Source organism: Chthonomonas sp., from assembly GCF_035294505.1.
Lineage (GTDB): Bacteria > Armatimonadota > Chthonomonadetes > Chthonomonadales > Chthonomonadaceae > Chthonomonas.
The window spans coordinates 1-14898 of sequence record NZ_DATGKU010000027.1; the positions used below are offsets into that span (position 1 = coordinate 1).

Sequence of the window (14898 nt, forward strand, 5' to 3'; positions counted from 1 at the left end):
GAAGGAGTGAAGAATGTCTAAGCGCATCTATGTGGGAGGCCTGCCCTATTCCGCCACCGAGCGGGATGTGGAGGCTCTCTTCTCGTCAGCAGGTACGGTGAAAGAGGTGACCTTGGTGTCGGACCGCTACACCGGGCAGGCAAAAGGTTTCGGCTTCGTGGAGATGAGCACCGATGCCGAGGCCGATGCGGCCATCAATATGCTGAATGGTACGACCATGGGCGGAAGAACGTTGACCGTTAACGAGGCTCGTCCGCGCCCCGCACGTCGCTACTAGACCCGAGACTCACAAGAACACGCCCTCCTCTTCAATGAAGAGGAGGGCGTTGTTTTATGCTTCGTTTAATTCCTGTGCAAGCCAGTGCACCGCCTCGGCCCGATGCACCCCTCTCGGCATTTCTTGTGCCGGCAAACCCAACAAAGCACGCCAACTGCCCCAATCCTCAGGCTGCATCGGCTCCTTCGGGCGGAAGAGCAGGTCGGTCTCTTTGCCGAGCCCTATTCCTCGGCAGGCTAATCGCTGTAGGGCATAGAAAGAGGGATGGTGCGGCGGTACATCGGTATACCAATGCAGCACAAGCCCCTCTTCCAGCAGCTTTGCCTGGAAATTGGCGAGCGCCGATGGAACAGAGTAGATTTCACGTGGTGTGGCGTTGGTGGCGAAGCAGTATGCGACGAGGATGCCGGCGGCCTCACCGATGCACCATTCGACGGGGTGTAGGCGGTAGGCACCGTTGGTAAGATGTGTCAGACCCGCGTTTTTGCCGGCGGGTAAAAGATTTTCCCAACGTCTTGGGATGAGAATACGCAAAGGTATTTGAAACGGACGGGTAGGAACATAGGCGGAGGGTTCCCCATGGGCATTTTGGTGGATATCGAGCGCGTAGTGGCCGATGCCGATGGTATCCGGCATGAAGACCGCTCGCGCTTGCTCCCCCCGGCAGATATGCCCTTGAAAATCGCGCACCACGATATCCTGCTCGCGCACGGTATCCACCGATAAAATGCGCCGGGACTCTCGAATGTAGGGACTGGGAGCGCAGCCGTCTTCGGTGTCGAAGTAGTCCTTTCGTAGGCGAAACTCCGGGTAGCCATGCCGGGTGGGGTCATCCTCACGAGGACACTCGTTTTGGAGCCAATAGAGATAACCGATAGAGGCTCGGCGTGCGCGCGCAAGCGTGCAGCGTATCTGGTTCTCATCTCCGGCATTGGCGCCGATGATGTTGCCGCCGTAGAAGTCGTTGCTGGCCGTGTTGATCATGGAGACATCGTGGGGAATACGGGGATCGTCGAAGTTTTCTGCCGCAAGAATTCGCCGGTAGCTCCACCAGGGGTAGTTGCCGCTGAAAAGTCCGGTGATGGCTCCATCCACCAGGCTGTACTTCTGAAGTTGTTTCAGCTCTTCATAGTCGGGCGGAGGCGCAATACGGTTCTGTTCCCTTGTCTCGGGAGACCATTCGATGGGAAATGGGAAGGTGAAAGGCTGGACCCAGTCGGGGCGCGGGCTAGGAGGAGCATCCGGCTCGCCCGTTTGTTCTCGGCTTTCTGCGCCAACGACCCAGTCTACCCCCTCTTTTCCGCAAAGTGGAAGTAAATCTCCCGTGTCGGTGGCATCGAGCACGTAATGTGGGCGAAATGCCCATGTCTTCCCCTCAACGGAGAAGATAATCCGGTCGAGCCTACGCCCATCTGCGCTCATCTCACACTGAAGGCAATGACCGTTCAGCAGAATATGGAGGCTGCCGTTCTCTTCGAGGGAATGAAGGCGCTCGTAAAGTATTCGATGGCCTACTTTAGGTTCAAACGAGAGCCTACTGACCCAACACCGTCCGGGGTTAAAGGGATCCATGGCCTTGCCGATGGGGCTGAGTTTGTAGAGGGTTCGATAGTAGTCTCGGATAGAGGCACGGAACCAGGCGTATCTACGGGAGGGAGGAAAGGTCTCGATATAGGCATTCTCATCGGGGGTAGAGACGCCCTGTGCCGTCAGTTGCCCGCCGATCCAGGTGGTAGGCTCGACGAGCCAGGTATCTAAACCGCATTCTGCGGCGGCCATTGCCGCAGCCGTTCCACCGGTGCTTGCACCGACGATGAGGAGGTCGCACTCTTGCACTTCCATAGGCTATCCCCTTTTAGATAGGAGCACGTGGTTGGGTACTTTTGCGATGTGATTGGGAGTATGTTCGTGGAGAACGCCTGCCTTTAGTAGGGCGAGAATCAGCACCCCTAGGAGGATACGATAGCCGATGAAAATAAAGGTGTTGTGGAAACGCATGTAGCCCATAAACCATTTTGTGACGATGTAGGCAAAGATGCCTGCTACCAGCGCAGCGAAAAGGAACATTCCTAACTCTGCAAACGTGGGGGGGCCGACATGAAACGGCATAAGCCGATGGGCCTCGTTGGGGGAAAATGCGGAGGGTTTAAACACAAAGAGAGCCGTTTTGCTCAGCTTATAGAGGCCGGCTGCGGTGATGGCAGGAATGGAGAGGAGGAAGCTGAAGTGGGTGGCGCTTTCGTGGTCGAGATCGCGAAAAAGCCCTGCGGTAATGGTGGTTCCGGAGCGAGAGGCGCCTGGAACGAGGGCAAGCACTTGGGCCCACCCAATGACCTGGCTATCGAGGAAACTAAGGTGCTCCAAGTCCTTCTTGCGTTTACCTACAATCTCTGCTGCCAACATGATGACTGCCAGCACAATAAGGGCAACGGCTACCACATCGAATCGTCGGAAGGTGGTGTCAATCTTCTTTTCCAACAATAGACCGAAAATGGCCAAGGGAAGGGTGCCAAAGACGACATACCAGCCCAAGCGTGCATCGGTGTCGTTAGGGGGAATATTGAAGGGAGAGCGTGTGCGCGCGATGCCGCGTAGGTAACGCACGATGTCGGCCCAAAAGTAGACGATAATGGCCACAATGGGGCCGAGCTGTACGACCGCAGAGAAGGCGGAGCCAACATCATGGCCCAACATCAGTCGGGATGCGATGTCCATGTGTGCCGTGCTGCTGACGGGCAGGAATTCGGTGAGGCCCTGTAGCAAGCCGAGTAACGCAGCTTGCAGCCAGTTCATACCGTATATCATCCTCTCAATTTGATTTTCCATCAAAGTATACCGAAGAGTTTAGCCTCATCCTCGCCTTCTTGCCCTAATCTTAGACAATTCTAAGTTCCCGGCAGACGGTGGCGCCTGCCGGCTTATTTCAGAGGTAAGCGAAAGAGGGCGGCAAAGGGATTTGCCACCCTCTTGATGTTTTGGATGTGCCGACTTGCGGCCTTAGTGTAGGGGCTTATGGCACGTTTATTTTGAAGGTTCCTCCGAAGCTGCCGTTGTAGAAGGTTCCTTTTATTAACAGTACCGCCGGCCCAGAGACGACGTTGGATGGGAAGAACAGGGTGACCGAGGTGCTAGAGCCGGGAGGCAAGTTCCCCACGAAGATCGGCAAGGGGTTGAGGGGAGAGAAAGCGGCTTTGTTCTTATCGGTCAATTGAACTGCAGGTAGCTTGGTGTTATATGCCGTCCCGTTGCCTACGTTGGAAACGAAAAGGGAGACAAGAACCCCTTTCTCCGGATGGGAGGCCGGGACGTAACCCCGTATTACCCTTCGAACCAAAAGCCGGATACGAGGTGTTCCGCCTCGAGGAAGCACGAAGCACGGATCGGGTGGAAGGGTGACGACTCCGGTGTTAGGATCGTAGATTTGCACCGGATTCGTGCCCGGCACCGCCAGCAGGGCGGCCGGAATCATAACCAACATTTGGGTGCCGTCATCCGAGACTGCTTCCGGCTGAATGGGGATGTTATCCCACAGTAAAACGTCATTTTGAGCAAAGCCGGAGCCGACTGCGACGAGAGGAGAGGTGTCGGAACCGGCAAAGAACATGTTAGGCGAGATGAAGTTGAGCTTTGGCCCGATACGATAGACATTTCCCGAATCTCTATCTCTCAGAAACTCGCATTCGCCGTAGAGGCAGCCATCGCTGCCTTGAATTAACGCTTCTGGATCGGCACCGTCCGGCCCTGTTAGAGCGAAGTAATGAAGGATGTCGAAGGATATCCCATAAGGGTCGAGCGCAAAGGTCACGCCTCCACTATATGTGCCCCCGGATACCGTCGTGCCGAAGAGGTTACCATTTACCCCTTGAATGAGGTGTGTAGGGAAAGCCCCGTCGGAACCCGTGAAGTTATGGAGAATAGTCGGCCCCGGAATGGTGATGAACTTGAAAACGGTACCCTTGCCGTTAGCCCCGCCATACTTCGTCGTTCCATACAAATAGCCATCGCTGCCTTGCAGAAGGCATGTTGGTCCTGCTCCATCGCTGTTATCCCCATTGGCATCGAGGGGGGAGAATGCATAGAACAGACTGAAGAAACCGGTAAAATCACTCAACAGAATGGTGCCACTTCCGTATTCTCCGCCGGAGGCCATTGTTATGAGAAGGAAACCGTTGCTTGTTTGGCTTATGCTTGTGGGGTAGTTCCCACTGTAGTTCTGACCGGTGGAGGTCAGAGGATCAAAGTTAAACCGAACGGAAATGGAGGAGCCGTATGGATAGTATTCGAAGACGACACCGGTGTTGTTCATTCCGCCAGATATTGTGGTCCCGTAGATCGTCCCGTCTTGGCCAAAAAGCACATGGTTAGGATTGGCTCCTTCGGTGCCGGTAAAGAGATGGCGAACCTGGAAGTTGGAGCCGTCGGTGTTTAGTTGGAAAAGCACGCCCAAACCCGAAGGCGTTATAGGCGTAAAGCCTATCCCCCCATACTGGGTGGTGCCGTAGAGGGTTCCATCAGGAGCCTGGACGAGGCTATTGGGTGCCTCGCCATCTAGACCGACGAAGCTATGGATCACCTGAAAGCTAGAACCGTCAATGTTCATTTTGAACACGACTCCATATCCGGGAAGCCCTCCGAACTCTGCAGTGCCGTAAAGCATCCCATCCTGTCCTTGCAGCAGGCTCGACGGCACAAGGCCATCGTAGTTTGGGGGAACGCTACCGAACTGGTGAAGAGTGACGGCAGGCATGGGAATGGCTCGTGCCATCTGTGGGCTTCCGAAAAGCCCAAATAGCAGGATGGCGACCATGCTCAAAAGGAAGCAAAGCGTTCGACGGTGCTTAGCCTGGGTTGTCTGCCCTTTCTTTATCCTATTGGGCATTTTAACCTCATAGGATGCTAACGTAGTCAGAGAGCTGTTAAAATTAGCTAGCCCTCCTGTCTCATTTGCAGTGCTCCGATGAGGAGCCTCTTCGCCGCCCCTAAAGGGCAGGTGGTTCTGTGCATGCATCTGTTTCCTCCTTAGCGAACGAGTTAAACGGTTATTTGTTTGAATAGATAGTGTTTGAAGACAAGTAATGTCGTAAATAGCCATCACAAGTCTCTATACAATATTATATCACGATTTATCTGGGTCTGCAATAGGCAGCTAGTTGGTAAGCTGCGACGATCCCGGTGTCGATCTTTTGGAAGGGGACGTCGAGTGGAGATCGCCATATTTGGAAAAAGAGAGACTTCGATATTGCTTTTTTTGAGTAAAACCTAGCTGCAGATGCTATGCTAGCCAAAAATTTGACATAGCAATGCATGTAAAGGCATAATCTATAGAGACAGCCCATTCTTTTTTTGTAACTTTTCTGCGTCGAATGTCTCAAACTACTTAGCACCATCATCGGCAGACGTCGTGAACGCGCTGCAAGCAGGAAAAGAAGAATGGGGCGTAGAATAGAGCAAAAAAACGAGAGGAGAATTGACGTGTATCTCACAAGTCGTGTTCTCTTTGCGAGCTTTGTGGGTGCGAGTACCATAGGACTAGGATGCCTATGCATTGCCGCTCCGCCAAAGAAAAAACCACATCCGGCACCTAACGCTGGCAAGGTGAGTTATTTTCATCAAATTCGCCCCATTCTCATGGCGAAATGCCTGCCATGCCATAGTGCGGCTAATCATGCCGGAATGCTCGACGTCACAAGCTACGCAGCGCTCTTGAAGGGAGGAGCACACGGGCCGGCCTTCGTAAAAGGGAAGCCGGCGAAGAGCCTGCTTGTAGGGTATTTGCACGGCAAACCCATGCTGATGCCTAAAGGTGGGCCTCCTCTGCCCAAGGAGCAGATAGCGCTTATTGAGAAGTGGATAGCTCAAGGAGCTGTGGATGATACGCCTAAGCCTCATAGCAAGGCTTCGCCAAAGGAGTCGCATCGCTGAGCGAGAAAGCGCCATGATACGAACCCGCATTGTGTGTTATATAACATCGTTTATCGTCCTATTCGGTGGGGCAGGGCTGGTATGGCTCTGCCTTGCCGTGCCTCCGAGACCCCATGCTGCAAAGCCTGCCGTTATGAACCGCAATGATGGCAAGGTGAGCTTCTATCATCAGATTAAACCAATCTTGCAGGCGAAGTGCCAAGGGTGTCATCAGCCGAACGTGCGTAGCGGCCACCTGATGCTGATCTCCTATGCCGATTTTTTGAAGGGAGGCGCACACGGGCCGGCTTTTGTGAAGGGGCATCCGGAAAAGAGTCTGGTAATCGGTTATTTGGAGGGAAAGCCGGAGCTAATGCCTCAAGGGGGCCCGCCGCTTTCTAAGGCTGAAATCGATCTGTTCAAACGGTGGATCGCCCAAGGCGCCGTGGACGATACTCCGGCAGAGCATTCCGCCTACGATGCCGCCCACCCGCCGGTGTATACCTCCTCGCCAGTCATCAGCGCCATTGCGTTTAGTCCCGATGGAAAGACGTTAGCTGTTTCGGGCTACCATGAGGTGTTATTACTAAACTCCGATAATGGGACTTTAGAGGCGCGCCTGGTGGGAGATGCTCAGCGCATTCAGTCGCTCGTGTTCACGAAAGACGGAAAGATGCTGATCGCAGTAGGTGGATCGCCGGCGCGTTTTGGTGAGATACAGTTTTGGGATGTGCCGAATCACAAACGGCTCAATTCTGTGCGCGCTACCTACGACACCTTGTTCGGTGCCTCCTTATCGCCGGACGATAAAGAGCTTGCGTTTGGGGGCGCGGATAATACTGTGCGGGTAGTGAGCGTGCCGGATGGCAAGCAGATCATGGTGCTGGAAAACGATACGGACTGGGTATTCGGTACCGTTTTTTCGCGCGATGGGAAATATGTGGTGAGCGCAAGCCGAGACGAAGCACTGAAGCTAACCCAGGTAGAGACCGGCTCTTTCATTGACGACATCAATACCCATACCACCCCGATGCGATGTATGGTGGGGCGACCGGGCCAAGATCAGGTGCTTTGTGGAGGCGACGACGGTATTCCGCGCCTGTATAAAATCTTTCGCACCGAGGCCCGCACCATGAACAACGAGGATCACAACCTCATTCGCGCCTTCGAGCGACAGCCGGATACCATTACAGCCTTGGCCTTCGATCCAACCGGGAATCTATGCGCGGTCGCTTCAGAAGCGGGGACGGTTAACCTCTACGATGTGGATAGTGGGGCGAAGAAATTGAGCCTACCGCCTGTTCAGGGGTCGGTCTTTACGCTTGCATTTCGACCCGACGGCAATGTGTTGGCGACCGCCGGTTTTGACGGCTATGTACGTTATTACGATGTACATAGCGGCCGGTTACTGCGCGCGTTTATTCCCGTGCCCATCCACAAACCCAATCGTTCTGCGTTATCAGCACGATGGAGAGGACATCATGGCTAGACAAAACGAGCATTTTGGTGTGAACAGAGTAAGGAGGTCTCTTATGCAGGGGCATGCATCCAAAGGTCTTGCTGCTCTTATGTGGATACCAGTCGGTTTGATGGTGATCGGCTTGATGGCGCTAGCAACTCCTAACGCTCAAGCGGCAAAGCGAAGACAGGGAGTAGCTTCTAGGCCAACGCCCTCGATGTCACTTGTTTCCATTGAGGTGCAGCCATTGGCCTTGGTTTTCAACAATGCGAGGGATGCACGTACCTTCATTGTGACCGGACGTACCACTGCCGGCTACGCGATAGATCTCTCTCCAATAGCCCATGTTCGCGTGTTGCAGCCTCTTGTACGCATGGACAACGAGGGCTTCCTGCATCCAGTTCATGTGGGGCATACAGAGCTGATCGTTTCAGTAGGCAACAAAAAGGCTGTTGTGCCGATCACGGTCAAGAGTGTGGTAGACCCTCCGATCAGCTTTATGCGCGATGTGGAGCCTATTCTTAGTAAGATCGGATGTAATGCGGGGATGTGTCATGGTGCGGCGCACGGAAAGAACGGCTTTCGCCTCTCTTTAAGAGGATACGACCCGGCTTTCGACTACCATTCGTTAATTGATGATGTTTCCGGCCGTCGCTTTGACCGAACAGACCCCGCGCGCAGCCTTATGCTGCTAAAGCCTACAGAAACGGTGCCGCATCGTGGGGGCTTAGTGCTCCCTATGGGGTCACGCTATTATCGAATTCTAAAGGCCTGGATCGCTCAAGGGGTGCGATCGGATGTGGGGAAAGTAAGCAGGCCCGATAGGTTGATTGTCTTACCGAGCGTGCCTCACTTAACCCTTCCCGGCATGCATCAAAAGATGGTGGTCATCGCGCACTATCCCGATGGTACCACACGGGATGTAACGCGCGAGGCCATTCTTTCCAGCAATACCCCCTCGGTAGCCTCGGTAGATAAACTCGGAACGCTCTGCGCGGTGCGCCGTGGTGAAGCCGCTTTACTCGTTCGTTATGAGGGGCTGTTCTCCACCGTCAATATCACGGTACTAGGAGATCGGAGTGGCTATCGGTGGACAGGGGCGCCGGAGTTTAACTACATCGATCGGCTGGTGGATGCCAAACTTCGTAAGGTTAAGCTGTTGCCTGCACCCGTGTGCGATGATGCCACCTTCATTCGCAGGGTGAGCTTAGATTTAACGGGATTGCCTCCGACACCCGAAGAGGTAAAGGCCTTCCTAGCCGATCCAACTCCAACCCAACAGAAGCGTGCGAAGTTGGTAGATAAACTACTTAACTCAGCCGCTTATGTAGACCGTTGGACGAATAAGTGGTGTGACCTTTTAGACTGTAATAGCAAGTACATGGGGCCCGAAGGCGAGCGCAAGTTCCGCGACTGGATCCATTTTGCGATTGCCCGTAATATGCCTTATGATCAGTTCGTGCGGGCTCTCATAGCCTCTTCGGGAGACTGTTATGTGCACCCCCAGGTGAACTACCTAAGGGTTATTTCGGATACCAGCACGGCGACGGAGGATATAACCCAGCTCTTTTTGGGTATTCGCTTCTCTTGTGCTCGTTGTCATGATCACCCATTCGAGCGATGGACTCAGAACCAGTATTACGATTTAGGGGCCTTTTTTGCCCATATGACGAGCAAGCCGGGCCCACGACCGGACGATCTGGTGTTTTATGATCAAAGCGGGGGTGAGGTGATCAACCCACGCACAAACGACCCGGCAAAACCGATACCGCCGTTCGGGCAGGTGAACCTGGCGGAATATCACGGCAACTTACGTGAAGCCTTTGCTGCATGGCTGACCTCGCCATCGAACCCCTATTTCGCGATGGCGATGGCCAATCGCCTGTGGAGCTATTTCCTCGGCAAAGGGATTATAGACCCTGTGGACGATATTCGTGCGGACAATCCGCCCTCGAACCCGGCCCTGCTTACGGCGCTCACGCAAGACTTTGTGATGCATCACTTCGATATGCGCTACCTGATGCGTCAGATCGTGCTTTCCCGAACCTACCAGTCCTCTATCGTGACCAACAAATGGAACGATGATGACGACATCAACTTCTCGCACTTCATTCCGAGGCGTTTGGATGCGGAGCAGCTTTACGACGCGATCAACCTCGCTGCCGGCGTAAAGCCAGATTATGTGGGAGCCCCGCCAAGCCTTACGGCGCAACAGCTGCCGGGGGTAAATCAGGATAGTAATGATGGTTTCCTTGATCTGTTCGGACGCCCCACGCGCCAAACGCCGTGCGAGTGTGAGCGCAATAGTAACATGGGGATCGTGCAGGCTCTCGATCTGATCAACGGGCCGACGGTGAATCGAGCGCTCTCTGCTCCGGATGGTCGCATTGCGAAGATGATTAAAGAGAAGCTTTCCGATAAGGAGATGATCGAGGAGATTTTCCTGGCCGCGCTGTCACGACCGCCATCGCCGAAAGAGATGCAATCGGCACTTAACTACTTCCGGCAGGCTGGTGACCGCGCACAGGCTGCCCAGGACCTGATGTGGGCTTTATTCAATAGCCCGGCGTTCCTATTCAATCATTAAGGAGGCATTACCATGCTCTCTATTCCGGGAAATCATAGTCGAGACTGCGACGGCATAACTCGCCGTGAACTTCTAAGGATTGGAGGCTCTTCTATTCTAGGGCTTTACCTTCCAGAGTTTCTGGCCTTAGAAGCCAAAGCAAGCTCTATTGCAAAGCCAACGGACAAGCCAGGCTTCGGTAAAGCGAAATCGGTTATCCTTATTTTCCTGCAGGGGGGGCCAAGCCATATAGACATATGGGACCCCAAACCGGATGCACCAGACAACATTCGTGGGGAGTTCAAGCCTATTCGAACCAATGTGCCGGGCATTTGGCTGACGGAGGTGATGCCCCTATTGGCAAAGCAGATGGACAAGGCGACCCTTATTCGCTCTGTTTCCTACACACCCAACGGGTTATTCAATCATACGGCGGCCATGTACCAGATGCTGACCGGGGAGCAGGCGACCGATGTTTCTCCATCCGGGCAGTTGCAGCCGCCCTCACCGGCAGACTACCCGAATGTAGGGTGCCGGGTGGTGGAGTTTAAGCCACCCGACGTGCCCATGTTACCGTTCGTCATGCTGCCACGCCCGCTGCAGGAGAGCAATGTCATCGGGAAGGCGGGCAATGCGGGGTTTCTAGGGCGCGCTTACGATCCCTATACCCTCTACCCGCCAAACGCCGATACCGACCCGAACGCAATGGATAAAATCCAAATTGCTGACCTGCAGTTAGCGAACGAGGTAACGCGAACGCGCATGGCCAAGCGTGTTGAACTGCGGAAGCTTATCGATTCGGGCATGCCGGCTCTTGAAAAGGCCGTCAGTAACTACCAGTTGGATGCCTACTATGAGAAGGCGTTAGGGCTTATTTTGTCCGGTCGGGCACGAAAGGCGTTCGACCTCAAAGAGGAGCCGGATAAGGTTCGTGATCGCTATGGACGTCATGTCTTTGGTCAGTCTGTGCTGATGGCGCGTCGTCTGATAGAGGCCGGCACGCGATTTGTTCAGGTGAACTGGCCTTCCGTTGCCAACGGTGACCCACGGGTAACGGCCTGGGACACCCACGCTGCCAACTTCGGGCCGCTACGCAACCTCCACTGCCCTAAACTCGATAGTGCCCTTTCTGCCCTGTTGGAAGACATGCACCAAAGGGGGCTGTTGGAAGAGACCATGGTGATCGCCATCGGCGAGTTCGGGCGTTCTCCACGGCTGGGCGTTTCGACTTCGGGTAACTCCAATGCGCCGGATGGACGCGACCACTGGCCCTATTGTTACACGGCCCTCATTGCAGGAGGCGGGATTCGGCCCGGCCAAGTCTATGGAAAATCGGACTCCACAGGTTCCTCGCCCGCCGAGAACCCCGTACATCCTCGCGAAATACTGGCAACGATGTACCACGCATTGGGCATACCACCGGATACGGTTGTGACCAACTATCTCGGTCAGCCACGACCGTTGGTAAGCGGGAAACCGATATTGGGGCTGTTCTAGGTAACAACGCTTTGTTCAACGACGAAGCCTCTGGAGAGAGCCTTCTCCAGAGGCTTCCTTTTGGGTGTAGGCTTCGGGAGACTTTAGGCGTAATAGGCGATGAACTGGTCGAGATATTTCTTGCCGATCAGGAAGCCCTCTTCGCGTTCAACAGCACCATCTTCGTGCTCAATGGAGATCACCCCATCGTAGCCATTACGACGGAGGGCGGCGATATACTCTCCCCAACGGATGACGCCTAAACCCGGAATCACGTAGCGCCACCAACCGTGGCCCAGAATCCCCACTTCACGTTTCACATGCTCTTTGATCTCGGTATCTTTCCCGTGAGTATGGAAAATGCGGTCGGCGAAGCGATCTACGGCTTCGATATAGTCTATGCCTTGCCAAACAAGGTGAGAGGGATCGAAGTTCAAGCCGAAGTTTTTGTTGGGGATAAGCTCGAAAAGCCGCTTCCAGTGGGCGAGGTTCTGGATATTGGTAGCCGTCCAGTTTTCGAGGGCAAGTTTCACCCCATTCTTTTCCGCATGTTCAAGCAAGGGGGGAAAGACGACCGTGCAGTCCTCCTCGATGGTTTTCATACGGTCTTTGCCGTTTGGAGGCAAACCGGCCATGGTACACACCACATCTACCCCCAGCATTTTCGCAATATTAATGGCGTTATAGACGGTTTGGATATTGGTACGACGTCTTTCCGGGTCGGCTGCGGTGAGATCGGTGTAGGCGGCCAGGGAGGAGATGCGCAGGTTGCGCTTTTCCATGAGATTGAGCACCTCTTTTGCCCTTTCGGGGGTGAAGTTGTTGGTGTCTATATGTTTGCTGCCCGGCCCGGCAACAATTTCGAGACTACCGAAACGATGCTCTCCGGCGAAGGCGGCCACCACTTCGAGGGGCTCGCCTGCGAAGGGAGCGGTGAGAATGCCAACGAACATGAGAAACCTCCTAAAAAGATTTACTCCCGTTAAAAGGAGCACGCAGTTTTATGCACCCAGTTCTAATTGGAAGAGTTTTTCTGCATTCTCGGAAAGAATGCGACGACGATTGGAGGGGCTGATCTCTGAATCTTCGAGAAGCCCAATGATCGCAGCGGGATCCAGGTCGGGCAAGCCGCTGCCGAAAAGTAGGCGGTGGGCGCCGACGGCCTCGATAGCTGCTGGAATTCGGCCCAGATCGAGCATACCCGAAATCTCTAAAAATATATTGGAAGCCTGTTGTGCTGCTAGGATAGCGGCTCTCCAGTCGGAACCTCCCATTCCCAACAGCACGAAACGGTGCATGTGGTAGCGCTTAGCGAGTTCTAGGCCAACCTCAACGCAGAGGCGATTAGGTGCGTGAAGGTAAATCGGCTTTTGAAAGCGACGACAGGCGTTAAGAATTTCATCTGCGCTGAGGGGATGGAGCGGCTCTTCCGGGTCGTCGCCGGTAAGCAGTACTCCGAGAAAGCGGCGATGGCCGAGAAGATCTCGCACGGCATTAATGGAGGACTCTTGGTTGCGGACATGGGTTGCGAGACAGCCGTACAGTCCCTGAGTTTGCTCCAACATGTTTTTGAGAATAGTGTTCCCGGAAAGCGGGTCGAGCCTGGCGGCACGGGTAGAGATGACGATAGCCTGATCGATCCCTCTTCCCGCAAGAAGTTCCGCGAGGGTCTTCGCTGTTTGGTTGGTGGAAGGTATCGGGCTACCTTCTATGTAGACATGGCAGTCAATGACAGACATAGGGCCTCACAGTGAAAAGATACGTTCTGCATTACGGTGCAGAATCATTTCTAGCTCCTGGGTGGAAAGCTCGGCAAATTCCAGAGTGCGAAGAACCGAGGCGATAGGTCTTTGTGGGGCTTCGGTTCCGAACAGAACCCTTTCCGCTCCCACGCAGTTAGCGACCAGACGAATCGCTCCTGGAGCGAGCAGATGGGAGGTTTCTAAATACCAGCCAGGCTGTTCTTTAAGAACTGCAATGACCTCTGCCAAGATGCTACTATCCACGTTAGATAGGATGATGGGGGCGGGGTAATCCTTCAGCAGAGATTGCAGAAGGGTGCAATCTCCCATGCGCCGAATCTGAACCATCAGAGGGAGGGCGAGAGAGTGCAGCGCCTGTAGGAGGGCGCGGAATGAGGCCAGATTCACCGGCCATGACTGCGAATAGGGGAAGAACCGGATAAGACGAAACCCATCTTCTCGTAATTGGAGAAGTTCATGTTCATCCCCAAAATAGTGCATAGGGTTAAGCGTAGCCACCGGTAGAAGCACCTGCGTATCAAGACAGGTTGCCCGTGTAATGGCGTTGCCTATTTGGTGAGCGAGCCTTATCCCAACGGTGGAGCATACAAAAGCGCGACCTATCTCATGTTTTGCCATGAGTTCTAGCAGATGCTCCACCGAGAGATCGGCTCCGGAGGTGGGCAGTGGTCCGACGATGGTATTAACGTCCGTAATGTCAGGCATTCCGTTTCTCTGGCCGCAGAGCGCTTACACTCTTTGTAGTACCCGACGCAGACGCATAAGTGTGCGTTCGCGTCCTAAGCCCCACAGTGTATCGAACAGTCCGGGTCCCACGGTTCGACCGGTTGTAGCGACGCGGGTAGGATGAACCACCTGCGCGAACGGTACTTGAAGCCGATCGGCGATCGCTTTTGTGGCCTGTTCAAGGGCTTCTTGTTTCCATTCGGGCAGCGTGTCATAGGCTTCGATCTCCATTTCAAGCATAGGTTTAAGATGGGGGACCCCAAACCATTTCGCCACAGCTTTCTCCTCATAGCCGTGGGGGTAGTCTAGGGGTTGAAAGAAGAAGCCGACAAGGTCGGTTACTTCGGAGAGAACTTTCATTCGTTCCATTTCCAGAGGGATGACCCGCCGAGCCATTTCTAACTCGTCTTGGGTAGGTGGATCGGAGATAAGGCCGGCCTTGATAAGGTAGGGCAGGCACATACCGATGATACGTCCTGGTTCGCTATGGCGAATGTAGTAACCGTTCATCCAGCGCAGTTTGTCATAATCGAAGACGGCGGGGTGTTCGGACAGCCCTTCGAGAGAGAAGCGCTCGATGATTTCGGGAATGCTCATGATCTCGCGATTCTCCTCTCCGGCAGACCATCCGAGAAGCACGAGAAAATTGAAGAGGGCTTCGGGCAGGTAGCCTTCGCGCACAAACTCCATGAACTGTGTGGCGCCGTGGCGCTTACTCAATTTTTTTCGG

12 protein-coding genes are annotated in these 14898 nt (G+C 54.2%); 5 read left to right on the forward strand and 7 right to left on the reverse strand.

The window, feature by feature from the left end; translation table 11 throughout:
- Nucleotides 1-13: 13 nt before the first annotated feature.
- Entirely contained in the window at nucleotides 14-277 is a 264-nt protein-coding gene (locus VKV18_RS00895) for an RNA recognition motif domain-containing protein (protein ID WP_016481671.1), read from the forward strand.
- A gap of 54 nt (nucleotides 278-331) precedes the next feature.
- On the opposite strand, the gene VKV18_RS00900 is transcribed toward VKV18_RS00895, so the two are convergent.
- The 3 genes from VKV18_RS00900 to VKV18_RS00910 all read right to left on the reverse strand — a co-directional run bounded on the left by VKV18_RS00900 (nucleotide 332) and on the right by VKV18_RS00910 (nucleotide 5156).
- Nucleotides 332-2119 (reverse strand): FAD-dependent oxidoreductase, encoded by a 1788-nt coding sequence (locus tag VKV18_RS00900; RefSeq protein ID WP_324202346.1) that lies wholly within the window; start codon nucleotides 2117-2119, stop codon nucleotides 332-334.
- Between the two features lie 3 nt (nucleotides 2120-2122).
- The gene (locus tag VKV18_RS00905; protein ID WP_324202347.1) at nucleotides 2123-3070 is read right to left on the reverse strand and encodes an undecaprenyl-diphosphate phosphatase; all 948 of its coding nucleotides are present in this window, start codon (nucleotides 3068-3070) and stop codon (nucleotides 2123-2125) included.
- A gap of 217 nt (nucleotides 3071-3287) precedes the next feature.
- Nucleotides 3288-5156, reverse strand: coding sequence for a choice-of-anchor tandem repeat GloVer-containing protein (locus VKV18_RS00910; protein ID WP_324202348.1), 1869 nt, complete (start codon nucleotides 5154-5156; stop codon nucleotides 3288-3290).
- A 593-nt stretch (nucleotides 5157-5749) separates the two neighbouring features.
- Here VKV18_RS00910 and VKV18_RS00915 point away from each other — a divergent pair.
- From VKV18_RS00915 to VKV18_RS00930, 4 genes are read left to right on the forward strand one after another with little or no spacing between them, the layout of a single operon-like run.
- Nucleotides 5750-6199 (forward strand): c-type cytochrome domain-containing protein, encoded by a 450-nt coding sequence (locus tag VKV18_RS00915; protein ID WP_324202349.1) that lies wholly within the window; start codon nucleotides 5750-5752, stop codon nucleotides 6197-6199.
- A complete protein-coding gene (locus VKV18_RS00920; protein ID WP_324202350.1) occupies nucleotides 6147-7667 on the forward strand; it encodes a c-type cytochrome domain-containing protein in 1521 nt (506 codons plus the stop codon). Before VKV18_RS00915 ends, VKV18_RS00920 begins: the two co-directional genes overlap by 53 nt.
- Nucleotides 7668-7710: 43 nt before the next feature.
- Entirely contained in the window at nucleotides 7711-10224 is a 2514-nt protein-coding gene (locus VKV18_RS00925; RefSeq protein ID WP_324202351.1) for a DUF1549 and DUF1553 domain-containing protein, read from the forward strand.
- 12 nt (nucleotides 10225-10236) lie between these two features.
- Complete coding sequence (locus tag VKV18_RS00930; protein WP_324202352.1) at nucleotides 10237-11700, forward strand: DUF1501 domain-containing protein; 1464 nt, start codon at nucleotides 10237-10239, stop codon at nucleotides 11698-11700.
- Nucleotides 11701-11783: 83 nt separating this feature from the next.
- On the opposite strand, the gene VKV18_RS00935 is transcribed toward VKV18_RS00930, so the two are convergent.
- The 4 genes from VKV18_RS00935 to VKV18_RS00950 form a co-directional block, all read right to left on the reverse strand.
- Nucleotides 11784-12632, reverse strand: a complete 849-nt coding sequence (locus tag VKV18_RS00935; protein ID WP_324202353.1) for a sugar phosphate isomerase/epimerase — start codon at nucleotides 12630-12632, stop codon at nucleotides 11784-11786.
- A 48-nt stretch (nucleotides 12633-12680) separates the two neighbouring features.
- Nucleotides 12681-13418 carry an amidohydrolase family protein gene (locus VKV18_RS00940; protein ID WP_324202354.1) on the reverse strand — a complete coding sequence of 246 codons (738 nt, stop codon included), beginning with the start codon at nucleotides 13416-13418 and terminating at the stop codon, nucleotides 12681-12683.
- Between the two features lie 6 nt (nucleotides 13419-13424).
- Complete coding sequence (locus VKV18_RS00945; RefSeq protein ID WP_324202355.1) at nucleotides 13425-14147, reverse strand: amidohydrolase family protein; 723 nt, start codon at nucleotides 14145-14147, stop codon at nucleotides 13425-13427.
- Nucleotides 14148-14171: 24 nt separating this feature from the next.
- Nucleotides 14172-14898, reverse strand: a 727-nt coding sequence (locus tag VKV18_RS00950; RefSeq protein ID WP_324202356.1) for a glutamate--tRNA ligase family protein, incomplete at its 5' end; no start/stop codon positions are given.

Coding starts and splice junctions, on each gene's coding strand:
- VKV18_RS00930 (WP_324202352.1), top strand. CDS start 10,237: ATGCTCTCTATTCCGGGAAATCATAGTCGAGACTGCGACGGCATAACT.
- VKV18_RS00920 (WP_324202350.1), top strand. CDS start 6,147: ATGATACGCCTAAGCCTCATAGCAAGGCTTCGCCAAAGGAGTCGCATC.
- VKV18_RS00935 (WP_324202353.1), bottom strand. CDS start 12,632: ATGTTCGTTGGCATTCTCACCGCTCCCTTCGCAGGCGAGCCCCTCGAA.
- VKV18_RS00910 (WP_324202348.1), bottom strand. CDS start 5,156: ATGCCCAATAGGATAAAGAAAGGGCAGACAACCCAGGCTAAGCACCGT.
- VKV18_RS00925 (WP_324202351.1), top strand. CDS start 7,711: ATGCAGGGGCATGCATCCAAAGGTCTTGCTGCTCTTATGTGGATACCA.
- VKV18_RS00895 (WP_016481671.1), top strand. CDS start 14: ATGTCTAAGCGCATCTATGTGGGAGGCCTGCCCTATTCCGCCACCGAG.
- VKV18_RS00900 (WP_324202346.1), bottom strand. CDS start 2,119: ATGGAAGTGCAAGAGTGCGACCTCCTCATCGTCGGTGCAAGCACCGGT.
- VKV18_RS00905 (WP_324202347.1), bottom strand. CDS start 3,070: ATGAACTGGCTGCAAGCTGCGTTACTCGGCTTGCTACAGGGCCTCACC.
- VKV18_RS00945 (WP_324202355.1), bottom strand. CDS start 14,147: ATGCCTGACATTACGGACGTTAATACCATCGTCGGACCACTGCCCACC.
- VKV18_RS00940 (WP_324202354.1), bottom strand. CDS start 13,418: ATGTCTGTCATTGACTGCCATGTCTACATAGAAGGTAGCCCGATACCT.